We start from the raw sequence: 24807 nt of genomic DNA on the forward strand, positions 1-24807 counted from the left end.
CTTCAGGTGCGACCGGATTTTGCTTCCAGTGCAACCTCGCGAGATATTGGAGATAACCCTTGGTTTCCCAAGGGTTACCCCTCGGTCACGTTCAACCGATGGTCATGAGGCTGGCATTGCCGCCGGCCGCGGCCGTATTGACGCTGATGGAACGTTCGGTGAGCAGGCGTTCCGGCACATACGCGGCGCCGGCCGCCAAGGCGTCGGACGTCAATCCATGCACCGCCAGGATCGCGCCAGGACGCTGCGCGATGCGTTGGTTCAGGGCGCGCAACGCGTCGCCGTCGCCCTCGAACAGCACCGCATGATAGTCGGCCTGGTCGACCTCGGCATCCGCCAGGATGCCCGCCTGGCCCTGCTGCTCGGCATCCAGCGTGGCCAGCAGCGCATGCGCCGCCGGCGTGTCCGCGAACCAGGCGTGGTTGCCGGTCAGCCGCGCCGCCGACCACTGCGCGCGCGCGCCGGCCTCGGTGGCGGCCACGCAGTAGACCGCGCCGCGCGGCTCGACCATATAAGTGTTGGTCTCGCCCGTGGGGCCCGGCAATGCAATGCGCTGCGGCAACGGCGCGGCCGCGTCCAGCGCCGGCGGCAACCCCTCCGGGCGCGTGCCCAGCAGGCGGTACATATATAGCGGGCCGCCAGCCTTGGGACCGGTGCCCGACAGGCACTCGCCGCCGAACGGCTGCACGCCGACCACCGCGCCGACGATGTTGCGGTTGACGTAGACATTGCCGGCATGGACCTGTCCCGTCACGTGGGCGATGGTCTCGTCGATGCGGGTATGCACGCCGAAGGTCAGGCCATAGCCGGTGCCGTTGATGGCGTCCAGCAGCCCGTCCAGTTCGTCGCGGGCGTAGCGCACCACGTGCAGCACCGGACCGAACACCTCGCGGGTCAGTTCGCTGATGTGGTCGATCTCGATGATGGTGGGCGCCACGAACGTGCCGTGGCGGCATTCGCCATTCAGTTCCACCTGGTCCACGCGGTGGCCCGCCGTGCGCATCGCATCGATGTGGCGCTGGATATTGTTGCGCGCCTCCGTATCGATGACCGGGCCGACGTCGACCGACAGGCGGTCGGGATTGCCCACGCTGAGCTCGCGCATGGCGCCGCGCAGCATGGTCAGGACGTGATCGGCATTGTCTTCCTGCACGCACAGCACGCGCAGCGCGGAACAGCGCTGGCCGGCCGAATCGAAGGCCGAGCTGAGGACGTCGAACACCACTTGCTCGGCCAACGCGGACGAGTCGACCACCATGGCGTTCTGGCCGCCGGTCTCGGCGATCAGCGGAATGGTGTGGCCGTCGTCGTCCAGGCGGTCGGCCAGCGTGCGCGCGATGATGCGCGCCACGTCGGTCGAGCCAGTGAACATCACGCCGCGCACGCCAGGGCTGGCCACCAGTTGCGCGCCCACGGTTTCGCCGCGGCCGGGCAGCAGTTGGACGGCGCCAGCCGGCACGCCGGCGGCGCGCAGGATCGCCACCGCCTGCGCCGCGATCAGCGGCGTCTGCTCGGCGGGCTTGGCCAGCACGGTATTGCCGGCCGCCAGCGCGGCCGCGACCTGGCCGGTGAAAATGGCCAGCGGGAAATTCCAGGGGCTGATGCACAGCACCGTCCCGAGCGGACGATGGGTGTCGTTGCTGAATTCGCGGTCGGCCTGGTCGGCGTAGTAACGCAGGAAGTCCACCGCCTCGCGCACTTCGGCGATGGCGTTGGGCAGCGACTTGCCGGCCTCGCGCACGATCAGGCCCAGCAGGGTCTGCATCTGCTCCTCCAGCAATTGCGCGGCGCGGCGCAGGCATTGCGCGCGCTCGGCCACCGGGGTCGATTGCCAGATGGGCGCGGCATTGGCGGCGGCGCGCAGGGCGGCCTCGGCTTCCTCGCCATTGGCTTCGATGACATGGCCGACCACGTCGCGCAGGTTGGCGGGATTGCGCACCTCGATGGCGCGCGCCGCGTCCCAGGCGCCGTCGCCTTCGCCCAGCATCGGACCGGCGCGCCAGGGCGTGGCGGCACTGGTCAGCAGCGCGGCCGACAACGAGCCCAGGCGATGTTCGTTGCTCAGGTCCAGGCCGGCGGAGTTGGCGCGCGCGCCCTGCTGCGCGCTGCCGTACAACTCGCGCGGCAGCGGGATCTTCTCGTGCGGCGCGCCCAGCGGCACGATGCGCGAGGCGGCCTCGACCGGATCGGCCACCAGCGTCTCGACCGGGATGCTCTCGTCGCCGATCAGGTTGACGAACGAGGTGTTGGCGCCGTTTTCCAGCAGGCGGCGCACCAGGTAGGCCAGCAGCGTTTCGTGCGTGCCGACCGGCGCGTAGATGCGGCAGGGGCGGTTCAGCTTGCCCTGCGCCAGCGGTCCGACCACTTCGTCGTACAGCGGCTCGCCCATGCCATGCAGGCACTGGAATTCATACTGGCCCGGGTAGTAGTTCTGGCCGGCCAGTTGGTAGATCGCCGACAGCGTGTAGGCGTTGTGGGTGGCGAACTGCGGGTACACGGCTTCCGGCGCGCCCAGCAGCTTGCGGGCGCAGGCCAGGTAGGCCACGTCGGTGTAGACCTTGCGGGTGTAGACCGGATAGCCCTCCAGGCCGTCGACCTGGGCGCGCTTGATCTCGCTGTCCCAGTAGGCGCCCTTGACCAGGCGCACCATCACACGGTGGCGGCTGCGGCGGGCCAGGTCGATCACGTAGTCGATCACGAACGGCGCGCGCTTCTGGTAGGCCTGGATGACGAAGCCGATGCCGTTCCAGCCCTCCAGCTCGGGCGTGAAGCACAGCGCCTCCAGCAGATCCAGCGAAATCTCCAGGCGGTCGGCTTCCTCGGCATCGATGTTCAGGCCGATGTCGTAGCTGCGCGCCAGGATGGTCAGCGCCTTCACGCGCGGCAGCAGCTCGGCCATGACGCGTTCGCGCTGGGCGCGCGAATAGCGCGGATGCAGCGCCGACAGCTTGATGGAGATGCCGGGGCCTTCATAGATGCCGCGGCCGGCGGCGGCCTTGCCAATGGCGTGGATGGCCTGTTCGTACGAGGCGTAATAGCGGTCGGCGTCCTCGGCCGTGGTAGCCGCTTCGCCCAGCATGTCGTACGAATAGCGGAAGCCGCGGCTTTCCATCTTGCGGTTGTTGGCCAGCGCCTCGGAAATGGTCTGGCCCGACACGAACTGCTCGCCCATCATGCGCATGGCGATGTTCACGCCCTTGCGCACCAGCGGTTCGCCGCCCTTGCCAATCAGGCGCGTCAGCGCCTTGGACAGCGACTGCTCGCTGCTCACGGCCACCAGCTTGCCGGTGATCATCAGGCCCCAGGTGGCGGCGTTGACGAACAACGATTGCGAGCCGCCCATGTGCGACTTCCAGTCGCCGCGCGCGACCTTGTCGCGGATCAGCGCGTCGCGCGTGGCGCGGTCGGGAATGCGCAGCAGCGCCTCGGCCAGGCACATCAGCGCCACGCCTTCCTGGCTCGACAGCGAGAATTCCTGGATCAGCCCTTCCACCCCGCCGCCGGTGCGCTTGCCGCGCAGCTTCTTGACCAGGTCAGTGGCCATCGCATGCACTTTTTCCAGGTTGGGCATGCGCGCCTGGCCCAGCAGCAGCGGCACGCATTCCGGCTCGGGGCGGCGGTAGGCGGCGGTAATGGCGGCGCGCAGCACCGATTGCGGTTGCACGTCCTGGCCGAATTCGTAGAACGGCGGCGTGGCGGCGGCTTGCTGCTCGCCGCTCTCTTCGTCTCCCCCCTCTTCCCCGCCCAGGTGGGACATTTCGGCGGGCAGGTGGCCGCGCTCGATCTTGTCCAGGTAGGCAAGGATCGCCTGCTTGTGCAGCCAGTGCGGCGTGCAATTGAGTTTTTGCGCGGCGGCCTTCAGGCGGTCGCGTAGCGCGTCATCGACCTTGACGCCGAGGGTGGTGCTGGCCATAAGAGATTGCTTCCTGTCGCATGGCAAAGGTCACACCGGGCCCGCAGGGGGGCCCGGCATCGGTAGGACCGTATGCTAGTCAGGTTGCAACCGGGTTTGTATTAAGGTTAACCCTAGAGTTAACCGATTGAGATCGCGGCAGGTTTTGGCGCCCTGCCCGTCCCTTTTTATGACTTGTCGGCGTCGGGCAGCGGCGAGCAGCCCAGCATCCGCACCGCGCCGCTGCTATCGGGCGTCTGCCCGCGGATGGCGGACGCCATGGCGCCCGCCAGCGCCGCCACCGCGCGCTGCTGCGCGGCGACCAGCGCGGGGATGCCGGCCCCGGACACGGTTTCGGTGACGACGCTGCGGCACAGCAGGCCGTTGCCCTTGAGATTGACCGGCCGCACCCGCCAGGTGGCGTCCAGTTGCGCCATGCTGCCGGACACCAGGTCAAACCGCTGCACGTCGGTCTGCACCCGCCAGACCGGCGCGGTGGGCGCGGGCTTGACCACCTGCACGTCCAGCGCGCCCAGGTCGTGCTTGAGCGCGTCGGACAGCGCACCGCGGATCTCGTCCCCCAAGGGCGAACTCCAGCGCTCGGAATACATCGCCGCCACGCTGCCGTCGCCGGTGCGGACCATCAATTGCGGCTGGTCGGCCTGGGCCGCCACATTGACGCCCTGCACTTCCAGCAGGAACGGCGCGGCGGCGCGCGGCACGGCCGGGGGCTGGGGCGCCGGCCCTTGCAGCGTGTAGTAATGCACGGGCGGCGACGAGGCGCAGGCGGCCAGCAGCAGCGGCAGCGCCAACAGCGCCAGGCCGCGCCCGAACGGGCCGGGTCGGGAGATCGGGAAGGGGCGGAAACGGAGTCGGGTCATGGGTTCAGTTCCTGACGGGGCCGGCGCCCGGAATCGGGTCCTGGCCGCGGCCGCGCAACAGCGCTTCGGGGTTGGACTGCAGGAAATCCGCCAACGCGCGCAGCGAGCGGGCAGCGCGGCTCAGTTCCTGCATGGCCTTCTCGGCATTGACCGGCAACGACGCATCCGACGCCACCAGGGCGTTGAGGCTGGCCATGGACTCGCGCGCCTGCTTGAGCACGCCTTGCGCCTCGGGCGCCACCTGCTTGTCCAGGCGGTTCATCAGCTTGGACGTGCTGGCCAGCGTGGTGCGCAGGTCCTCGCCGATCTTGTCGAACGGAATCTTGTCGATCTTGGCGACGATATTGCTGACCTGCTGCTGCAGCTGATCGAGCTGGCCCGGCACGGTCGGGATCATCGCCGGCGTGGTCATCTTGAATTCCACCGGCTTGACGTTGGGGAACTCGTCCAGCACCACGTACAACTGGCCGGTCAACAGGTTGGCGGTGCGCAACTGGGCGCGCAGGCCATGCTTGATCATGATGCCCAGCAGGCGCCCGCCGGCCTCGTCGCCGTCCTTGATGGCGTGTTCGCGCACTTCGTCGTAGACACGGCCCAGGCGTTCCGGATACAGCGTCGCGTCCACCAGCGCGAAGAAGCGCTTGCTGACGGGATCGAAGTCCATGTTGATCTGCGTGACGTTGCCCAGCGTGATGCCCGAGAAATCGATCGCCGCGCCCACCGCCAAGCCGCGGATCGACTGGTCGAAGCGCATGCGGATCGGGAAGGCTTCGCCGTCGGGGTTGGCCTTGGCGGCCGCTTCGGTGGCATACAGCTCGAAATGCGTGTCGGCCGCCGCCGGGGTGTTGGCGTCACGCGCGCTGTAGACCGGCTCGAACGCCACGCCGCCCACGGCCATCGACACCAGCGATTGGGTCCGCACCTTCAGGCCCTCGGCGTTGACGCTGAAATCGACGCCGCTGGCATTCCAGAAACGGGTGCCGTTGGTCACGAACTTGTCGTTGGGCGCGTCGACGAATACCTCGACGTTGACGGCATTGCCGGTCTTGTCCAGTGCGTAACCGATCACGCGGCCGACGTTGATGCGGCGGAAATACACCGGCGACCCGATATCCAGCGACCCCAGGTCCGTGGCCCTCAGCTTGAAGCGTTTTCCGGCGCGGTCGTGCGTCACGGCGGGCGGGGTTTCCAGGCCGACGAAGTGCAGCTTGGTCGCCTTCTTGGACGAGTCCTTGCCCTCGACCGCGTCCACGCCGATGTAGGCGCCGGACAACAGGGTGCCCAGGCCGGACACGCCGCTGACGTCCAGGCGCGGGCGCACCACCCAGAAATTGGTGCCCTCGCGCGCCAGGTCCGCCACGTCCTTGGACAGCTCGGCCTGCACCACCACCTTGCTGCGGTCGGCGTTGAAGCCGATCGACCTGACCGTGCCGACATTCACGTCCTTGTAGCGCAGCTGGGTCTTGCCGACCTCCAGCCCCTCGGCCGTGTTGAACTCGATCGACAAGTCAGGGCCGGCCTGCATCCAGGTGCGCACCACCAGCGACAGGCCCATCAGCGCCGCGACGACGGGCACCAGCCAGATCCATGAAATCCGGCTCTTGCGCTTGCGCGAGATCGTCGGTGACGCGTACTTCTCTTCACCAGATCCAGGTGCTTGGTCGGACATCGATTTTTCCTTTTCTTCTTGAACAACGCCTGGCGGCTGCCGCAGCGGCGCCGGGCTCAGCCCGCTTCCACGCCGGCGGACGCCGGGCGCCGGCGCCGCGGCGGTTCCGGTTCGTCCAATTCACTTTCCGTTTCCAGGTCCCAGCTGCGACGCAGGTCGAAGCTCATGGCCGACAGCATGGTCAGGATGACGACCACGCCGAACGCCGCCGCGCCCGCGCCGGCGCTGATTTCCATCAGGCCCTTGAAATCGGCCAGGGCGGCCAGCAGGATCACCACGAACACATCCAGCATCGACCACTGGCCGATGAACTCGACCATCTGGTACAGCCGGGTACGCGGGCGCAGGTTGGTGGTGCTGCGCCACTGTTCGGTCAACAATAACAGGATCAGCGCCAGCAATTTGGTCAGCGGCACCGCCACGCTGGCAATGAAGACGATCAGCGCGATGTCCCAGGACCCCATGTCCCACAGCTCCACCACGCCGCCCAGGATGGTGTGGGCGCTGTCGCCCAGCACCGAATTGACTTTCATCACCGGCAGCACGTTGGCGGGAATATAGAACACCACGGCGGCCAGCAACAGCGCCCAGGTGCGGTTCAGGTGATCGGGCTTGCGGTAATGGACCACCGCGTGGCAGCGCACGCAATGGTGATCTTCCTCGGGATCGGCGGCGCGCGACACCGCCTGCACCTGGCCGCAGACATGGCAGCCCGTCAACACCTCGTCGGGACCGGCCTCGGGCACGTGCACCGGCACCACGCCGTCGCTTTCGGCATAGCGCCACAGCACGTGCGGCGTCAGGCGGCCGAGCATGGTCAGGAAAATCGTAAGGACGCCAAAGGCGAACAGGCCGATGCCGGGCGATACCGCCGCCATGCCGGCCAGCTTGACCACCGCCACCAGCACGCCCAGCAGGAACACCGGCACCATGCACCACGGGCGCAACAGGCCCAGCAGTCGCATCGCGCCGCGAAAGCCCGCGGGCTCGGCGCCGCGCGACAGGGGCCCCAGCACCCACAACAGCACCGCCAGCTGGAACAGCGGCAGCACGAAACCCGCCAGCCCGGTCATGACGGCGACGGTGTAATGCCCCTGGCGCCAGGTGATGCCGATGGCATCCAGCAGCGAAGCCTGCTGCACCATGCCCTGCACCGACATCGAGGCGACCGGGTAGGCGTTGGCCACGCCGAAGATGATCAGGGCGGAAATGGCGAGCGCCAGCCAATTGGACAAAGTAAGCCCGCTGTAGCGCCAGAGTATGGTGCCGCAGCGGGCGCAATTGGCGGTCTCGCCAGGTTCGAGCGGATGTCGGCGATAGATGCTTGCGCAGTGTTCGCACTCGATCAGCGGCTGGCTCTCCGCGCTACTCATGGGCCTATTCGACGAGCTCGACTTCCTGCTTGTCGGGCGCGGCCGACGGCGGCTTGCCGTGGTCGTCGAAGTCCAGCGTGACCTTGCCGGCCTCGTCCAGGTCCACCGTGACGGTGCCGCCATCGACCAGCTTGCCGAACAGCAGCTCGTCGGCCAGCGCGCGCCGGATGGTGTCCTGGATCAGGCGCTGCATCGGCCGCGCGCCCATCAGCGGATCGAAGCCTTCCTTGGCCAGGTGCTCGCGCAGGGCCGTGGTGAACACGGCTTCGACGCGGCGCTCGTGCAACTGGTCTTCGAGCTGCATCAGGAACTTGTCGACCACGCGCAGGATGATCTCGCGGTCCAGCGGCGCGAACGGGATGATCGCGTCCAGCCGGTTGCGGAACTCGGGCGTGAACATGCGGCGGATTTCCGCCATTTCGTCGCCCACCACGCGCGAATTGGCAAAACCGATGGACGGACGGTTCAAGGTTTCGGCGCCCGCGTTGGTCGTCATGATGAGGATGACGTTGCGGAAGTCCGCCTTGCGGCCGTTGTTGTCCGTCAGCGTGCCGTGGTCCATGACCTGCAGCAGGATGTTGAAGACGTCCGGGTGGGCCTTTTCGATTTCATCGAGCAGCAGCACGCAGTGCGGCTGCTTGGTGATGGCCTCGGTCAGCAGGCCGCCCTGGTCGAAGCCGACGTATCCCGGCGGCGCGCCGATCAGGCGCGAAACGGCGTGGCGTTCCATGTATTCGGACATGTCGAAGCGCAGCAGCTCCACGCCCAGCGTGAAGGCCAGCTGGCGCGCGACTTCGGTCTTGCCGACGCCGGTGGGGCCGGAGAACAGGAAGGCGCCGATCGGCTTTTCCGGCTTGCCCAGGCCCGAGCGCGCCATCTTGATGGCGGCGGACAAGGCCTCGATGGCGTTGTCCTGGCCGAACACCACGGTCTTGAGGTCGCGGTCCAGCGTGGCGAGCTTGCTGCGGTCGTCATTGGAGACGGACTGCGGCGGAATGCGCGCGATCTTGGAAACGATGTTCTCGATGTCGACCTTGCCGATCACCTTCTTCTGGCGCGAACGCGGCAGCAGACGCTGCGCGGCGCCGGCCTCGTCGATCACGTCGATGGCCTTGTCCGGCAGGTGGCGGTCGTTGATGAAGCGCGCCGACAGTTCCGCGGCGGCCGACAGCGCGGCGGCGGAGTAACGGACGTTGTGGTGTTCCTCGAAGCGGCTCTTCAGGCCGCGCAGGATCTGCACGGTCTGCTCGACGCTGGGTTCGGGCACGTCGATCTTCTGGAAGCGGCGCGACAGCGCGTGGTCTTTCTCGAAGACGCCACGGTATTCCGTATACGTGGTCGCGCCGATGCACTTGAGCTGGCCCGAGGACAGGGCCGGCTTGAGCAGGTTGGACGCGTCCAGCGTGCCGCCCGAAGCCGAACCGGCGCCGATCAGCGTATGGATTTCGTCGATGAACAGGATCGCGTCGGGATTGCCGCGGATCTGCTTGAGCACGCCCTTCAGGCGCTGCTCGAAATCGCCACGGTACTTGGTGCCCGCCAGCAGCGCGCCCATGTCCAGCGCGAACACTTGCGCGGCCTGCAGGATCTCGGGCACTTCGCCGCGCGTGATGCGCCAGGCCAGGCCCTCGGCGATGGCGGTCTTGCCCACGCCGGCCTCGCCGACCAGCAGCGGGTTGTTCTTGCGGCGGCGGCACAACACCTGGATCACGCGTTCGACTTCGTGCTCGCGACCGATCAGCGGATCGATGCGGCCGGCCAACGCCGCGGCGTTCAGGTCGGTCGCATACTGGTCCAGCGGCGACTGGCGCGATTCGCCCTGTTCTTCACCATTGGTTTGCTGCTCTTTCTGCACGGCGGCGGACTCCACCTGTGGCTGTTTGGTAATGCCATGCGACAGGAAATTCACCACGTCCAGCCGCGTCACGCCCTGCTGTTGCAGGTAGTACACGGCGTGCGAATCCTTTTCGCCGAAAATGGCCACGAGCACGTTCGCGCCGGTGACCGGCTTCTTGCCGGTGCCGCCCGCGGACACGTGCATGATCGCGCGCTGGATGACGCGCTGGAAACCCAGCGTGGGCTGGGTGTCCACTTCCGCGCCGCTGGGGATCACCGGCGTGTTTTCCGAAACGAACTGACGCAGGTTGCGGCGCAGGTCATCCAGATTGGCGGCGCAGGCGCGCAACACTTCAACCGCGGAAGCGTTATCGAGCAGCGCGAGCAGCAGGTGCTCGACGGTAATAAATTCGTGCCGGGCCGAACGGGCCTCGACAAAAGCCATATGCAGGCTGACTTCAAGCTCTTGGGAAATCACGCTTCCTCCGTAACGCATCGAAGCGGGCAAATACACGATTCATATTCTATGCCGATCAGGGCGTAACGCCAGCGATTTCAAAAACCACGCTGTCGTGACGGCCTTGCGCGTCCATGACGGTAAGCGTATACCGTCCGTCCCGCGTCAGCACCAGATTAAACGGACGACCCGACGCGGCATGACCCACCACGCGACCATCGAGCATCCACCAAACTTCGCCTTCGGCGCCCTGCACATCCACATCCACCGCCACCTGCGCACTGCCAGGCACGGGCCGCAATACCGATCCGGTGGCCACGCCCCCCAGGCGCAACGGCCCCTGTCTGGCATCGGCATAACCGGCAAACGACGGCGGCACCGTGTCATTCAGGGCCCAGGCCGCGCGCTGCTCGGGACACTCTCCCGACGGCACGCTGCCCAGGCGGTAGCCCAGCGGCCAGCAGGTCACGACCGGCTGCACCGTGGCGGGCCGCACGCGCACGTGCTGGGCGCCTTCCGGCAGGGCCGCGACGATATCCTGCAGTAGCGGCGCCGCCACATTCGCCCCGAAAAACCCGGGGTTGGGCGTGCCGTCCGGCCGGCCCACCCACACGCCGATCGTCCAGCTGTCGGTCACCCCCACCGCCCAGGCGTCCCGGAACCCGAAACTCGTCCCGGTTTTCCAGGCCAGTTGCCTGGCCGGGCTGCCCGACTGGTAAAAGGGCCGATCCGGGTGGCCGCCGCCCTCCAGGATGTCGCGGACAATCCAGGCCGCGCCAGCACTCATCATACGGGACTCGACCCGGGGCTGCTCCGGCCGCAGGCGCGGACGCCCGGAAATCCCCCCACGGGCCAGGGCTCGATATGCCCCCACCAGTTCTTCCAATGTGGTGCCGCCCCCGCCCAAAATCAAGCTCAGATTCGGCTCGGCGCCGGCGGGCATGCGCAACCAGACCCCGCCCGTCAGCATAACCGAGGCGAAACGGCTGGGTCCGACCCGGTCCAGCAGGTCCACCGCCGGCACATTGAGCGAGCGCTGCAGCGCCTGCGCCACACTGACCGGCCCCGAGAACGACGCCTGGAAATTGCCCGGGGCGTAGCCGCCGAACGACAGCGGCGCGTCGATCAGCAGGCTTTCCGAGTGGATCAGGCCATCGTCCAGCGCCTGGGCGTACAGGAACGGCTTCAGCGTCGAGCCGGGCGAACGCACGCCCCGCACCATATCCACGTGGGCGTAGCGGGAATCATCGGAGAAATCGGCGGAACCGGCGTAGGCCTTGACCTCCAGCGTATCGTTGTCCATCACCAGCACCGCCATCGAGACCTTGGGCGGCAGGTTGTCGACCCGGTCCAGCAGCATGCGCTCGACCGCTGCCTGCATGTCGGCGTCCAGGGTCGAGGTCAACAGGGGGGGACGGCTGCCGGGGCGGCGCGTCCCCGCCTGCGGCCGGCCCGCCTCCTGCAGCAGCCGCTGCGCGGCCAGCGGCGCCAGCCAGCGGGCTCGCAACGGCGGCGCCACCACCTGCTCGATCTTGGCGTCGGCCACCTCGGCGGGGGTCCAGCGGCCCAGTTCCACCATGCGGTCCAGCACCTTGTCGCGCGCGGCCTGCGCGGCCTCGGGATGGCGGTCCGGCCGCAGGCGCGACGGGGCCTGCGGCAAGGCGGTCAGCATGGCGGACTCGGCCGGACTGAGATCGCGCGCCGGCTTGCCCAGCCACAGGCGCGAGCCCATTTCAACACCTTCGACGATGCCGCCCATCGGCGCGTGGGTCAGGTACAGCGACAGGATCTCGTCCTTGCTGTAATGCATTTCCAGCTGCACCGCGCGCCAGGCCTGGCGCAGCTTGGCGCTCATCGAGCGCGACGGCTTGCCGGCCAGCTGCGGGTCGATCAGGCGGGCCACCTGCATCGTCAGGGTCGAACCGCCCGAGACGATGCGGCGGTTGGTGGCCCATTGCCAGCCGGCGCGCGCCAGCGACACCGGATTGACGCCAGGGTGCCAGTAGAACCAGCGGTCCTCGTAGGTCAGCAGCGTATCGAGATAGTGCGGCGACACCTGGTCGGGCTTGACCGGGTAGCGCCAGATGCCGTCGCGGCTGGGATAGTTACGCAGCGGCGTGCCGTCGGCGGCGACCACCACGGCCGCGCCGCCGGAATCGATGGGAGGCAGGGGATAGAGGCGGTCGAACACGAATAACAACGCGGCCAGCGCGAGAAGCACGCTGGCCGCGAAGAGTCCGCGCCGCCGCCAGCGGCGGGCGCGCGAGGCGCCCGCCGGCGGGGTGGCGGCGGTGTTCAAGGACGCTGCTTGGCGCTGCGATCGCGGATTTCGACCGTGCTCCATTGCTCGCCTACGCCACGGATCTCGGGCCGGTACATGTCTTCGGCCACCGTCGACGGCACCGAATAACGGCCCGGCGTCACGACCCGCACCAGGTAGAACACGTCCACCTTGCCGCGGCCCAGCGAAACCGCCGCAACATAGCGGTCATCGCGGAATTCGCGGTGCTTGATGTTGGGGTCGGCCATCGCGTCGGCCACGCGGCGCCCGCCAATGCTCCATTCCTGCATTTCGGGGCTCTGCGACAGGTTCAGGTTCTCCACCTCGAAACCAGCCGGGACACGGTCCACCAGCAGGCCATCCGGAATGTTCTGGTTGGCGCTGGCCTGGACCCACACCACCAGCATGTCGCCGGTCTGCAACGAACCGCCGTCCCAGGGCCGGCCGTCCGGACGGTACCAGCCGCGCTTGAGCTGGATCACGTCGTTGCGCGGCGCGGGCACCGTGGTCGGGCTGCCCTGGATGTCGTACTCGAGGAACAGCGACTGGCTGCCGGTGTTGGTCAGCTGGGTGCCGGCCAGTTCGGCCGCGGTCAGCGACACGGTACGGTCGGACCTGCCGCCTTCCAGCTCCTTGCGCACGCCATTGACGGTCAGCGCGGCCTGCCACGGGGTCGACTTGTCGCCGCCGGCGGCGCGCGCGGCCATCAGCAGGGCCATCTGTTCCTGGGTCGACAGGTACGAACGGTTGCCCATGCGCGCGGCCAGCTGCGTCATCAGATTCTCGACGCGGTCGTGGCGCAGCTCGTACTGGTTGGCCAGCGCATAGGACAGCGCATAGTCGCGCACCGCGCTGCCGTAGTCGCCGAGCCAGTCGTCGTAGTAGCTGTTGGCGCGGCGGGTGATGCCGTATTCGCGCGTCATGGCCAGGTCGAGCGCGCTCTTCATGCGCCCTTCATCGCCCATCAGCTTGAACGCGGCGGCCAGCTGGATCAGGGGCAGCGGCGAACGCGCGCGGTCCTGATAGTTGTCGAACAGCTGGCGCACCGTGGACAGCGGCGCCTTCTTGTCGCGCGCCAGCGCCAGGGCGGCCGTGGCCAGGCCGGCAAAGCGGCGGTGGTCCTCGCGCAGCACGTTCAGCCCGCTGCTGTCCAGGCGGCCCGACTCGAAGTCGCGCTTCAGGTTGGCCGACCACGTGCCGAACGAGCCGCTGCTCTGCTGCACCTGCTCCAGCAGCCACTGGCGCGAACGGTCCAGCGAGGCCTCGGGGATCGTGAAGCCCTTGTCGCGCGCATCCTGCAGGAAGCCCACGGCATAGGCCGTCAGCCACACGTCGCGCGCCGACGAGCTGCTCCACAGGTTGTAGGAGCCGACCGCGTTGCGCATGCCCGACAGGCGGCCGATGGCGCCCGCGACCTTGGCTTCACGCTCGGCCTGGGTGCGCGGCTTGAGGCCGAACTGCTTGGCCGCTTCTTCGTCGATCAGCACCCACGGCAGGGTCGCGCTGATGGTCTGCTCGGTGCAACCATAGGGGTAGTTGAGCAGGCCTTCGACCACGCGGTTGACGTTGATCGGCGGACGGTTCGAGATCGTCATGCTGACCGTGGTCGAATCCGGGTAATACGAGGCCACCCACGATGCCTGCGGCGTGTTGGACTCGCCCGGATTCAGGCGCAGGCGGCGCACCTGGCGCTCGGCCGCATAGGCGGGCTGCACCTGCAGCACCGATTCGCGCACGATATGGATCGGCTTGGGACCGCCCTGCCCGTCCACGGTCAGGCGCATCAGGCCCAGGCCATACGAACCGGTGGTGCCGGCGGTGAAGCGCAGCGTGGTGCGTTGCTTGTCCTTGAGCGTCACCGTGCGGGTGCCGTCGACGATGCCGACCGGATCCAGCGCTTCCAGCTTGACCGTCACCTTCTGGTCGGAACCGCTCAGGTTGGTCACGTCCAGCGCGATGGCGGCCTGGTCGCCCGGGGTGATGAAGCGCGGCGTGTTCAGCTCGGCCACGATCGGCGCCGCCACCACCATTTCGGCGTCGGTGCTGCCGAAGTTGTCGGCGGTGAACGCGACGGCCATCAGGCGCAGCGTGCCATTGAAGTCGGGCAGGTCCAGGGAAATGTCGGCCTCGCCCTTGTCGTTGAGCTTGACCGGACCCGAAAACAGGTCGACCAGCTTGACCTTCTTGGGCAGGCTCTTGCTGTCGCCGCGCATGGCGGCATCGCCGCCCCACTTCAGCTTGCCCTTGGTGCCGTCCATCTTCTCGATCAGCTTGCCGTACATGTCCAGCAGTTCGGGCGCGTAGCGGTGCTTGCCGAAGAAGAAGTCGAGCGGATCGGGCGTGCGGTACTGGTTGATGTTGAGGATGCCGACGTCGACCGCCGACAGCGTCACCATGGCCTGCTTGCCCTGGGCGCCGTCGACCTTGACGCGGACCGTGGTCTTGGTCTCGGGTTCGGTCTTGGCGGCGGCCGTCAGCTTGACGTCGAGCTTGCGGTCGGCGCTGGCGATTGGCAGGAACGTCAGGCCCAGCGCGCGCGCCGGCGTCACGCGGTCGCCTTCGCTGCCGGGGCGGAACACCGCCGCGGCCACGTACAGGTCATGGCGCTTCCAGCTCTTGTCGATCGGGATTTCCACCTGCGTGCCGGTCGCCTTCACGGCCACCCAGGTCGACCACAGCATGCGGTCGCCTTCGACGGTGATCAGCGCCTGGCCGTCGTGCGGCGGCGTCAGGGTCAGCTTGACGCTGTCGCCCGGCTTGGCCGGCACGCCTTCCAGCTTCATCTGCACGCGGTCGGGGCGGTTGCCCATGGCGTCGGCGTCCTGCGCGTCCCAGCCCGCATAGAAGCGGTAGCGCAGGGTTTCGCCGGTCTCCGGATCGGCGATTTCCAGGCGGTAGCGGCCCCACTTGACCGGCACCGTGAACTGGCTGCGGTCCGTCAGCGCGATCGCGCGCGAGTCGAGCAGTTCCTCGGTTTCGGTGTAGCCACTGTTCCAGCCGCGCTGGTCGTCAAAGCGCCAGTAGTACTGGCGTTCCTCGCGGTACAGGCGCATCTGCGCCTGCGCCAGCGGCGCGATCTTGCCCTGCGCGTCCACGCGCAGCACTTCGAACGAGGCCGGCGCGCCTTCGCGGGCGACATCATTGTCGAACTGCGGACGCACGGCGATCAGCTTGTCGGCGGGCCAGACACTGCGCTCGATCGAGCGCACCACCGGGCGGCCGCCCGATTCCAGCAGGCTGGCCGAGACCCGCACCTTCATCGGCGAATGGGTGCCTTCGGTGCGCGGTTCGACTTCCAGTTGCGCGGCGCCGGTCGAATCCAGCGCGGCCTCCGGCAATTCCTCGAAATGGCGGCGCGAATCGTCGTCCACGTCGCCGAAGATGAAGCCGGGCCATTGCTGCGGCAGCGCATAGCGGTCGCGCTTGACCTGGAAGCTGGACAGCAGGCGGTTGCCGGCGGCGGGCGCGCCATACAGATAGTCGCCCTGCACGTCCACGGTCAGGGTGTCGTCCGGCGACAACACATCCTGGTCGGAGGTCAGCGCCATCTTCATGCGTTCGGGCAGGAATTCCTCGACCTGGAACTTCCAGGATGCGTCCGGCGCGCGCGAAGCGGGATCGACGCGCAGCTCCAGCATCCAGGCGCCGGTCTGGGCATCGGGCGGCAGATCGATGGCGCGCTCGACGTAGCCCTGCAGGTCCTTGGCGGGCTGCCACAGGTTGGTCGAGACCACGCGGCCGTCGGGGCGCTTGAGCGTGGCGGTCAGCGGCGCGGGCGGCATGACACGGCCGTCGAGGTCGCGCGGCAGCACCGACACGTGGAAGGTTTCGCCGGGGCGGTAGAGGTTGCGGCCGGCGTACACGAACAGGTTGTTGGGGCGGGAGATATGGCCGCCGGTATCGAATTCGGACAGGTCCAGCGCCGGCTCGGCCAGCGCCAGCACGGTCATTTCCTTGTCGCGCGAGGCCCGGATCACGCGGGCGTTGGTGAAGCTGCCATCAAAACGCACGTGGCCCTGGCCGTCGGCCTGGGCCTTGGCCAGCACCTTGCCGGCGCCGTCCACCAGTTCGAACAGCGCGCCGGAGATCGCCTGGCCGCTCTTGAGCGACACCGAATAGGCCTCGATGCGGTCGCTGTAGCGGCGCGCATGCAGGCCGATGTCGCTGACGTAGAAATAGGTGACCTGGTATTCATAGCGGAAACGGCCGGGCTGGCTCATCACCGCGACATAGATGCCGGGCTCCTGCAGTTCCTTGATGCCTTCGACCGGCAGGAAGGTGACGTGGCGACGATTCGGCTTGTCATCCGTCAGGAAACGGCCCTGGTAGACGCTGGTGGTCAGCGTGTTCAGGCGGTCCAGGTCCCAGTTGCTGACCGAACCCTTCAGGCTGCGGTTGCCCGAGTAGCGCCAGCCGTCTTCGTCGTCGTAGCCGCCGGATTCGTCATCGTCCGACGCGGTGGTGTTGCGGCCGATGCCCAGCACCGATTCGAACAGTTCCGGCACGCGCTCGGGCGCGACGCGCAGGAATTGCACGTCGACCTCGGGCATGTTGACGGTCGCCACCGGCAGGCCGCCATTCTGGCCGGCGGGCAGCACCACGCCGCGGCTGGCGAAATAGAACGAAGGCGGCATGGCGTCGGTCACCACGTCGCAGTGCGAGGCGCTGGCCAGGGCGACCTTGTCGCCCGCGCCCGGCAAGCCCGCGCGCACGCTCACGGAATACGAGCGTTGCGGCTGCACGTAGGGGAAATACACCATGCGCGGATTGGAGCCGACCACCCAGTTGCCCTGGACGATCTTGCCCTTGGGCGCGGCGTCGCCCGGCTGGACCGAAGCCGGCTGCTGGCCATTGGCGCTGCGCTCGGTGTCCTGGTCGGCCTTGCCCGAAGCGGCGCCGGTGTCGGTGACCTGCAGGAATTTGGTCAGGTCGGCCTTGGCTTCGACCGGCTGCGTGAAGGTGACCGCCAGCGCCAGCGTATCGTTGTACTGGCGCGGCTGGCAATTGAGGACCGCGAACGGATCGGCGGTACCGATGGTGGCCGCGGCTGGCAAGGCCTCTGGCTTGGCGCCGCCGCCCGCCGCAACGGGCGGCGGCGAGGACGTCGCCGGCGTGGCCGTCTGCGGCGTCGCGGGCGCTGACGGTTGTCCGCCCTTGCCCATCCACCAGCCCACGCCGATGGCGCCGGCCACCACGATCGCTCCGGCTACCGCCAGCCAGGTCTTGCTATTCTTTCCACTCACGGCAAACCTCCCCGCCTACTCGAATGCGATGCTCCTTTGCGGCGGAGCTACCGACCTGATAGTGCCGCGCGCTTCTCGGTGCGCGGTTCCTGCTTTGCAACGCTGACAGTAGAACGCCGCCTGTCGCGGCGGCGCTTTTTCTTATGAGTTCAAACCGGTTCCATCACGCACTGCAACGGATGTTGTCGCGCCCGCGCGTACTGCGCCACCTGGGCAATCCGGGTGGCGGCGAGATCGCGCGGATAGACGCCGCAGACCCCGCGGCCCTCGTGATGCACCTGCAACATGATGCGCGTGGCCTCTTCGTGGTTCTTGTTGAAGAACTTCTGCAGCACCTTCACGACGAACTCCATCGGGGTGTAGTCGTCATTGAGCAACAGGACCTGGTACATCGGCGGCGGCGCAACGCGGGCCGGCGCCTTTTCGACGACCAAATCATGCTGGGTATCCAAGGTAGAACTCATAGGGCGGCTATTCTATTTAATCAGGGGACGGCTTGCATGTAACTTACGCAAAATTACACGTAGAAATGCGTAGTTTCCATACTTGACTCCGCAAAGAAAAGCGGCGCATTATCCACGCATTCTGGGGTTTTCAACTCATCGAAAACCTGCCAGGAGGCCGGAGGGGGGACAGGGGTCTAGGCCGCGATGCCCTTCTGTCAACATACGATTCAATGAGGCAGTCCGCATGTCTGATACGACCGCAACCGCCGTCCAAGGGGACAATCCCAAATCGACGGGTACCGTCAAATGGTTCAACGATGCAAAGGGTTTCGGCTTCATTACGCCCGATGACGGCGGTGAAGATCTGTTCGCCCACTTCTCGTCCATCCAGATGAATGGTTTTAAAACCCTGAAGGAAGGCCAGAAAGTGGCTTTCGAGATTATCCAGGGGCCCAAAGGCAAACAGGCGCTCAATATCACGGCTGCCTGAGTTACCCTTTACAGCGCAACGGTAAGGTTGCGCCATTATCAGGCGGGGCTTTCGGGCCCCGCCTTGTTATTTTCTTATTACTGCGATTATTGCGTCTGGTTATGCTGAAGAATGCTGCGTTGTTTCAGGTAGGTCGTACGTTGTTCAAGACAGCGTTCATTCAGGCGACAGCGCGCGCAACGGCAACCGCGCTGCTGGGCGCCGCCGCGCTGGCCCTGCCGCTGGCGGCCGGCGCGCAAAGCGGCCCGCAGGCGCCCCTGCCCACCACGCAACTGGCGGCCGGTATCCATATTATCCGCGCAGAAGTCGCCAATACGGAAGCCACCCGCCGCGACGGGCTCATGTTCCGCAAGGAACTGGCCGGCAACGACGGCATGCTGTTCGTCTTCGAACAACCCGACGTGCAGTGTTTCTGGATGCGCAATACGCTGCTGCCGCTGTCGATCGCCTTTATCGCCGACGACGGCACGATCGTCAACATCGAGGACATGGCGCCGCAGACCGACGACGCGCACTGCTCCAAGAAGCCCGTGCGCTACGCGCTGGAAATGGCGCAGGGGTGGTACGAAAGCCACGGCATGAAGGCCGGCCGCAAGATCGACGGCCTGCCCTGAACCGACACCCGCCTGGCCGTGACGGCATGAGAAAGGGAGCCCACGGGCTCCCTTTTGCGTGGCCGTCCGGCCTGGCGATGCGCGGCCCGGGCCGCGCATGAGATCAGACGCGCTCGATGATCAGGGCGATGCCCTGGCCCACGCCGATGCACATGGTGCACAGCGCGTAGCGGCCGCCGGTGCGGTGCAACTGGTTGATCGCGGTGGTGGCCAGGCGGGCGCCGCTGGCGCCCAGCGGGTGGCCCAGGGCGATGGCGCCGCCGTTGGGATTGACGCGCGGATCGTTGTCGGCGATGCCCAACTGGCGCAGCACGGCCAGGCCCTGGGCGGCGAACGCCTCGTTCAGTTCGATCACGTCCATCTGGTCCAGCGTCAGGCCGGTCTGGGCCAGCACCTTGCGGGTGGCCGGCGCCGGGCCGATACCCATGATGCGCGGCGCGACACCGGCGGTGGCCATGCCGACCACGCGGGCGCGCGGGGTCAGGCCGTGGCGGGCGGCGCCCTTTTCGTCAGCCAGCAACAGCGCGGCGGCGCCGTCGTTCACGCCCGATGCGTTGCCGGCCGTGACCGTGCCGCCTTCGCGCACCACGCCCTTGAGCTTGGCCAGGGCCTCGATGCTGGTTTCACGCGGATGCTCGTCCTTGGCCACGATGATCGGGTCGCCCTTCTTCTGCGCGATCGAGACCGGCACGATCTCGGCGTCGAAGAAGCCTTCCTGTTGGGCGCGGGCCGTCTTCTGCTGGCTCGCCAGCGCGAACAGGTCCTGGTCTTCGCGGTTGATCTTGAAGTCGTCGGCGACGTTCTCGGCGGTTTCGGGCATCGAGTCGACGCCGTACTGGGCCTTCATCAGCTTGTTAATGAAGCGCCAGCCGATGGTGGTGTCGTAGATGGCGGCGCTGCGCGAGAAGGCGCTGTCGGCCTTGCCCATGACGAACGGCGCGCGGCTCATGCTTTCGACGCCGCCAGCCAGCATCAGGCCGGCTTCGCCGGCGCGGATGGCGCGCGCGGCGCTGCCGATGGCGTCCAGGCCCGAGCCGCACAGGCGGTTGACGGTGGCGCCGGGCACTTCGACCGGCAGGCCCGCCAGCAGCGTGGCCATGCGCGCGACGTTGCGGTTGTCTTCGCCGGCCTGGTTGGCGCAACCCATGATGGCGTCGTCCAGTTCCTCCCAGCGCACGCCGGGGTTGCGCGCCACCAGCGCCTTGATGGCGACGGCCGCGAGGTCGTCGGGGCGCACGGAAGCCAGCGCGCCGCCATAGCGGCCGAAGGGGGTGCGGATCGCGTCACAGATAAAGGCATGCACGGTCATGGGATGCTCGGATTGAAGTGGTGAAATGGAATGCGGTCGATCTTAACGCAGCGGTTTTCGCGCCAAGTTGGTGCATTCCCGGGATGTCCGCTGCACGGACGGTGTCCAACAGCTGTTCACTCACCGTACGGCGGACGCGCCCGTCGGCGCCCCGGACCGTGCCGCGCGCCCGGCCTCGACAATGGCCTGGCGCCGGAAGCGGCCGGCGGCCAGATGGTAGAACGGCTGCGGGCAGAACTGGCGCGACACACCCGAAGCCAGCAGCGATCCGACCAGCAACCAGAACAGCATGGGCTGGCTGCCGGTCATTTCCATCACCACCACGCTGGCCGTGAGCGGCGCCTGGGTGGCCGCCGCCAGGAACGCGGCCATCGACACCAGCACCAGCACCCGCTGATCCACGCCCTCGCCCGCCAATGCCCAGATGTGATGGCCGATGCCGGCGCCGGTGGTGAGCGCGGGCGTGAAGATGCCGCCGGGGATGCCGGCCCAGTACGAGGCCACGGTGGCGGCCAGCTTGGCCAGGCCGAAGCCGGCCGGCAGCGCATGCTGGGTTTCGCCCGACAGCAGGTCGGCCGCCGCGCCGTAGCCGGTGCCGTAGACGCTGCCGGCGGTGGCCAGGCCGATCAGCGCCAGCGCCACGCCCATGGCGAAGGCGGTCCAGATGGGATGCGCCCGGATCCAGGCGCGCCACGAGGCCGGCGCCATCGCCGCCGGCCCCTTGCCCAGCAGGCGCGCGAAGATGCCGCCCAGCGCGCCGTTGAGCGCCGCGCAGATCAGCACCCACCACAACATGCCGTGGGCCAGCGGCGCGCCGGCGAAGGTGCCGAAGTATGGGTTGTTGCCCTGCACCGCGACCACCAGGAAGCCCGCCGCCAGCACGCCGATCAGCACCAGCCGCTGCCAGCGCAGCACGGTGCCGCGGCCGAGTTCCTCGATGGCAAAGATGACGCCGGCCAGCGGCGCGTTGAAGGCCGCGGCCAGGCCGCCCGCCGCGCCCGCGGCAAGCAGCTCGTTGGCATGGAAGCCGCGCAGTTGGAGGCCGCGGCGCTTCCAGAAATCGCCCCATGCCAGCATGACGGCGGCGCCGACCTGCACCGACGGCCCTTCGCGTCCGATCGAGGCGCCGGCCAGCATGCCGAAGAAGGCCAGCGGGATCTTCCACAGCACTTGCGCCAGCGACACCAGGCTGCGCTGGCTGGGGCCCGGCGGCAGCGACAGGGCGCCGATGACCTGTGGAATGCCGCTACCCGCGGCGTTGGGCGCGAACCGCAGGGTGGCCCAGCGCAAGGCGGCCAGCGCGCAGGGCAGCACCAGCAGCGCCAGCCAGCCGGCGCGGCCGACCCATTCGCGGTTCCATTCCAGCGCCAGGTCCGCCAGATAGGCGAATCCCAGCGACACCAATGCCACCAGCGCCGCGCCGCCCAGCAGCAAGGCCATCGGCAGGCTCTTGCGCGACAGGCGATTGGTTTGGCGCAGCTTGCGGCGCAGCAGGTGGCGCGAGCGGGTGGCGACACCGCGCAATGGAGTAAGCAAGGGCATGAGCGAGGCCGCGCGACGAGGCGCGGGGGGAACCAGACGTGGCTACACCTTACCATCGCCGCCTGACGGCCAGCCCACAACGGGCCGCTTGCTTCAGAATGACGACCAGTCGTCCTCGTCGGCCGCGTGATTGAGAACCGGGCGGGCCACGGCGGGTTCCTGGCGCGGCGCCGCGATCGGCGGATGCGGCGTGGCGCGTCCGGCCTGGATCAGGCGCGCCTGCGGCCCGGCGCCCAGCGACACCGCGCCGGCATCGAGCTTGAAGCGGCGCACCTGCTGCGACAGGCGGCTGGCCTGGTCCTGCATGCTGCCCGCCGCGGCGGCGGCCTGTTCCACCAGCGCGGCGTTCTGCTGGGTCACCGTGTCCATCTGCGCCACGGCCTGGTTGACCTGGCCGATGCCGGTGGACTGCTCAGCCGAGGCGCTGGCGATTTCATGCACCAGGACCGCGGCCTGGCGCACGCTGTCGACCACCTCGCGCATGGTGCTGCCGGCGTCGTCCGCCTGGCGCGTGCCGCCTTCGACGCGATGGACGGATTCGTCGATCAGCGCCTTGATTTCCTTGGCCGCGACCGCCGAGCGTTGCGCCAGGGTGCGGACCTCGCCCGCCACCACGGCGAAGCCACGGCCCTGTTCGCCGGCGCGCGCGGCCTCGACCGCCGCGTTCAGCGCCAGGATGTTGGTCTGGAACGCGATGCCGTCGATCACGCTGGTGATATCGGCGATGCGACGCGAGCTTTCGGAGATCGCGCTCATGGTCTGCACCACGACATTGACGACCTCGCCGCCGCGGGCCGCCACGGCCGAGGCCTGGGTGACGAGCTTTTCGGCTTCGCCGGCATTGCTGGCGTTCTGCTGCACCGTGCTGGTGAGCTGCTCCATCGACGCCGCGGTCTGCTCCAGCGACGCGGCCTGCTCTTCGGTGCGCTGCGACAGGTCTGCGTTGCCCTGCGCGATCTGCGACGAGGCCGAGGCGATGCTTTCGCAGCCATCGCGCACGTCGCGCACGATGCGCGACAGGTTCTCGTTCATGGCCTTGAGCGCGGCCATCAGGTCGCCGGTTTCGTCGCGCGAGGTGACCTGGATGTTGCCGCTGAGGTCGCCGTTGGCGACGCGGCGCGCGGCCTCCACCGCTTGCCCGAGGGGCCGCACGATGCCGCGCGTCACCCACCAGCCCAGCAGCAGGCCGATGGCCACGCCGGCCACCGACAGCAGGATCACCAGCAGGCGAGTGCTGCGGTAAAGCTCGGTGACTTCCCGCACCGCCTCGTCGGCGGCCTGCTCCTTGACCTGCGCCAGTTCGGACATCAGGTGCTCGGCCTTGTCCGAGGTATCGGCGGCGCGCTTGTTGATGCCGGCGATGGCGGGATCGAGCTGCGCCAGCGGCTGGCGCGCCGCTTCGTCGAAGAAGGCGGCGGCTTCCCGTTTCCAGGCCGTTTCGGCCTCGCCGAAGGCCGCCAGCAGGCGCTGGCCATTTTCACGCGTGAAGTTCTGCGCGGCCTGGGCCCGCAGGCGTTCGAGGTTCTGGACATCCCGGTCGAATTCGCGCCGCAGCGCCGCGCGCTCTTCGTCGGTGGCGGCCAGCAGGAAGCTCTTGCGCGCCCTGCCCGCGGCGATCAGGCTGATGTTGGCTTCCTTGATGTCGGACAGCCCGCGAAACTCGATCTGGGCGATCTGGTCGTTCATGTCGTTGATGCGGGCCAGTCCCCACACCCCGAACGCGCCGATGGTGCCACCCAGCAGCGCCACCAACAGGAACGCGCCCGACAGGCGCACGCCAATGCGCGCACCGATATGCAACCTCGAAAAAAACCGCAACATGCTTCCCTTCCCGTCAGACACCACGGTACCGGGCGGCCATGCCGCGGTCGTTGGCCCCGTGGCTCAGCCGCAGACTGCGTCAACAATAGCGGCAGCCCTGCCCCGGGTTAGCCCGGAGGAAGGGGAGATTCATTCTCATTTTCAACAAAATGGATTCGACAATATACAAAATTTGACCATGTAATACAGCATTGCATGACGCTCGACCGCACCGCGCAAAACAAAAGGCCCCTCGCGACGCGAGGGGCCTCTGGCTTGCGTTGCGCGCCGGGCGCGCCGCGGAATCAGGCGAAATTCTTGGCCGCGAAGTCCCAGTTCACCAGGGCCCAGAAGTTTTCCAGGTACTTGGGACGGGCATTGCGGTAGTCGATGTAGTACGCGTGTTCCCAGACATCACAGGTCAGCAGCGGCTTGTCGGCCGTGGTCAGCGGGGTCGCGGCGTTGCTCGTGTTGACGATGTCGACGGAACCGTCGGCCTTCTTGACCAGCCAGGTCCAGCCCGAACCGAAGTTGCCGGCGGCCGACTTGTTGAAGGCTTCCTTGAAGGCGTCGAAGCTGCCCCACTTGGCGTTGATGGCGTCGGCCAGCTTGCCGCTCGGCGCGCCGCCAGCCTTGGGAGCCAGGCTGTTCCAGTAGAAGGTGTGGTTCCAGATCTGCGCGGCGTTGTTGAAGATGCCACCCGAGGACTTCTTGACGATGTCTTCCAGCGACAGGTTCTCGAACTCGGTGCCCGGGATCAGGTTGTTCAGGTTCGTGACGTAGGTCTGGTGGTGCTTGCCGTAGTGGTACTCCAGCGTCTCTTTCGAGATGTGCGGAGCCAGCGCGTCCAGTTCGTAAGGCAGGGGGGGAAGAGTATGTGCCATGTGTCGGTTCCTTCTGTTGAGTGCACGATCAAGCCGTTCAATTGTATCGGCAACTCTGCGAGGATACCGCGTTAACCCCGCGGCGGCGCG

At 67.6% G+C, this 24807-nt stretch carries 14 protein-coding genes; 2 read left to right on the forward strand and 12 right to left on the reverse strand.

Annotated features, from left to right (window positions below; translation table 11 throughout):
• Window positions 1-91: 91 nt before the first annotated feature.
• The 8 genes from putA to clpS form a co-directional block, all read right to left on the reverse strand.
• On the reverse strand, window positions 92-3913 hold the full coding sequence (putA, locus tag ABFG95_RS03500; RefSeq protein ID WP_175204049.1) for a trifunctional transcriptional regulator/proline dehydrogenase/L-glutamate gamma-semialdehyde dehydrogenase: 3822 nt from the start codon (window positions 3911-3913) through the stop codon (window positions 92-94).
• A gap of 167 nt (window positions 3914-4080) precedes the next feature.
• The gene (locus ABFG95_RS03505; protein ID WP_348995462.1) at window positions 4081-4773 is read right to left on the reverse strand and encodes a PqiC family protein; all 693 of its coding nucleotides are present in this window, start codon (window positions 4771-4773) and stop codon (window positions 4081-4083) included.
• Window positions 4774-4777: 4 nt separating this feature from the next.
• A complete protein-coding gene (locus ABFG95_RS03510; protein WP_054415863.1) occupies window positions 4778-6442 on the reverse strand; it encodes an MlaD family protein in 1665 nt (554 codons plus the stop codon).
• A gap of 56 nt (window positions 6443-6498) precedes the next feature.
• Window positions 6499-7815 carry a PqiA/YebS family transporter subunit gene (locus ABFG95_RS03515; protein WP_049073106.1) on the reverse strand — a complete coding sequence of 439 codons (1317 nt, stop codon included), beginning with the start codon at window positions 7813-7815 and terminating at the stop codon, window positions 6499-6501.
• Between the two features lie 4 nt (window positions 7816-7819).
• Window positions 7820-10129, reverse strand: a complete 2310-nt coding sequence (gene clpA, locus ABFG95_RS03520) for an ATP-dependent Clp protease ATP-binding subunit ClpA (protein WP_054415980.1) — start codon at window positions 10127-10129, stop codon at window positions 7820-7822.
• A gap of 55 nt (window positions 10130-10184) precedes the next feature.
• Complete coding sequence (gene pbpC, locus ABFG95_RS03525) at window positions 10185-12407, reverse strand: penicillin-binding protein 1C (RefSeq protein ID WP_139122069.1); 2223 nt, start codon at window positions 12405-12407, stop codon at window positions 10185-10187.
• A complete protein-coding gene (locus ABFG95_RS03530) occupies window positions 12404-17551 on the reverse strand; it encodes an alpha-2-macroglobulin (RefSeq protein WP_278990537.1) in 5148 nt (1715 codons plus the stop codon). The genes pbpC and ABFG95_RS03530 overlap by 4 nt, the downstream gene beginning before the upstream one ends.
• A gap of 230 nt (window positions 17552-17781) precedes the next feature.
• Window positions 17782-18096 (reverse strand): ATP-dependent Clp protease adapter ClpS, encoded by a 315-nt coding sequence (gene clpS, locus ABFG95_RS03535; RefSeq protein WP_049073105.1) that lies wholly within the window; start codon window positions 18094-18096, stop codon window positions 17782-17784.
• A gap of 226 nt (window positions 18097-18322) precedes the next feature.
• On the opposite strand from clpS, the gene ABFG95_RS03540 reads away from it, so the two are divergent.
• Both ABFG95_RS03540 and ABFG95_RS03545 read left to right on the forward strand, forming a co-directional pair.
• Window positions 18323-18568, forward strand: coding sequence for a cold-shock protein (locus ABFG95_RS03540; protein ID WP_006220277.1), 246 nt, complete (start codon window positions 18323-18325; stop codon window positions 18566-18568).
• Window positions 18569-18669: 101 nt separating this feature from the next.
• On the forward strand, window positions 18670-19182 hold the full coding sequence (locus ABFG95_RS03545) for a DUF192 domain-containing protein (RefSeq protein ID WP_100504365.1): 513 nt from the start codon (window positions 18670-18672) through the stop codon (window positions 19180-19182).
• 103 nt (window positions 19183-19285) lie between these two features.
• On the opposite strand, the gene pcaF is transcribed toward ABFG95_RS03545, so the two are convergent.
• The 4 genes from pcaF to sodB form a co-directional block, all read right to left on the reverse strand.
• Window positions 19286-20491: a 3-oxoadipyl-CoA thiolase gene (pcaF, locus tag ABFG95_RS03550; RefSeq protein WP_049073104.1), complete on the reverse strand. Its 1206-nt coding sequence runs from the start codon at window positions 20489-20491 to the stop codon at window positions 19286-19288.
• 120 nt (window positions 20492-20611) lie between these two features.
• Entirely contained in the window at window positions 20612-22033 is a 1422-nt protein-coding gene (locus ABFG95_RS03555; RefSeq protein WP_278990514.1) for a chloride channel protein, read from the reverse strand.
• Between the two features lie 93 nt (window positions 22034-22126).
• Window positions 22127-23854, reverse strand: coding sequence for a methyl-accepting chemotaxis protein (locus tag ABFG95_RS03560; RefSeq protein WP_278990515.1), 1728 nt, complete (start codon window positions 23852-23854; stop codon window positions 22127-22129).
• Window positions 23855-24138: 284 nt separating this feature from the next.
• On the reverse strand, window positions 24139-24717 hold the full coding sequence (gene sodB / locus ABFG95_RS03565; protein ID WP_049073101.1) for a superoxide dismutase [Fe]: 579 nt from the start codon (window positions 24715-24717) through the stop codon (window positions 24139-24141).
• Between the last annotated feature and the right edge of the window lie 90 nt (window positions 24718-24807).

Origin of the sequence: Achromobacter sp. HNDS-1, from assembly GCF_040084795.1 — a bacterium.
Lineage (GTDB): Bacteria > Pseudomonadota > Gammaproteobacteria > Burkholderiales > Burkholderiaceae_B > Achromobacter > Achromobacter ruhlandii.

Coding starts and splice junctions, on each gene's coding strand:
- putA (WP_175204049.1), bottom strand. CDS start 3,913: ATGGCCAGCACCACCCTCGGCGTCAAGGTCGATGACGCGCTACGCGAC.
- ABFG95_RS03505 (WP_348995462.1), bottom strand. CDS start 4,773: ATGACCCGACTCCGTTTCCGCCCCTTCCCGATCTCCCGACCCGGCCCG.
- ABFG95_RS03510 (WP_054415863.1), bottom strand. CDS start 6,442: ATGTCCGACCAAGCACCTGGATCTGGTGAAGAGAAGTACGCGTCACCG.
- ABFG95_RS03515 (WP_049073106.1), bottom strand. CDS start 7,815: ATGAGTAGCGCGGAGAGCCAGCCGCTGATCGAGTGCGAACACTGCGCA.
- ABFG95_RS03530 (WP_278990537.1), bottom strand. CDS start 17,551: ATGGGCAAGGGCGGACAACCGTCAGCGCCCGCGACGCCGCAGACGGCC.
- clpS (WP_049073105.1), bottom strand. CDS start 18,096: ATGAGTTCTACCTTGGATACCCAGCATGATTTGGTCGTCGAAAAGGCG.
- ABFG95_RS03540 (WP_006220277.1), top strand. CDS start 18,323: ATGTCTGATACGACCGCAACCGCCGTCCAAGGGGACAATCCCAAATCG.
- ABFG95_RS03545 (WP_100504365.1), top strand. CDS start 18,670: ATGCTGAAGAATGCTGCGTTGTTTCAGGTAGGTCGTACGTTGTTCAAG.
- pcaF (WP_049073104.1), bottom strand. CDS start 20,491: ATGACCGTGCATGCCTTTATCTGTGACGCGATCCGCACCCCCTTCGGC.
- ABFG95_RS03555 (WP_278990514.1), bottom strand. CDS start 22,033: ATGCCCTTGCTTACTCCATTGCGCGGTGTCGCCACCCGCTCGCGCCAC.
- ABFG95_RS03560 (WP_278990515.1), bottom strand. CDS start 23,854: ATGTTGCGGTTTTTTTCGAGGTTGCATATCGGTGCGCGCATTGGCGTG.
- sodB (WP_049073101.1), bottom strand. CDS start 24,717: ATGGCACATACTCTTCCCCCCCTGCCTTACGAACTGGACGCGCTGGCT.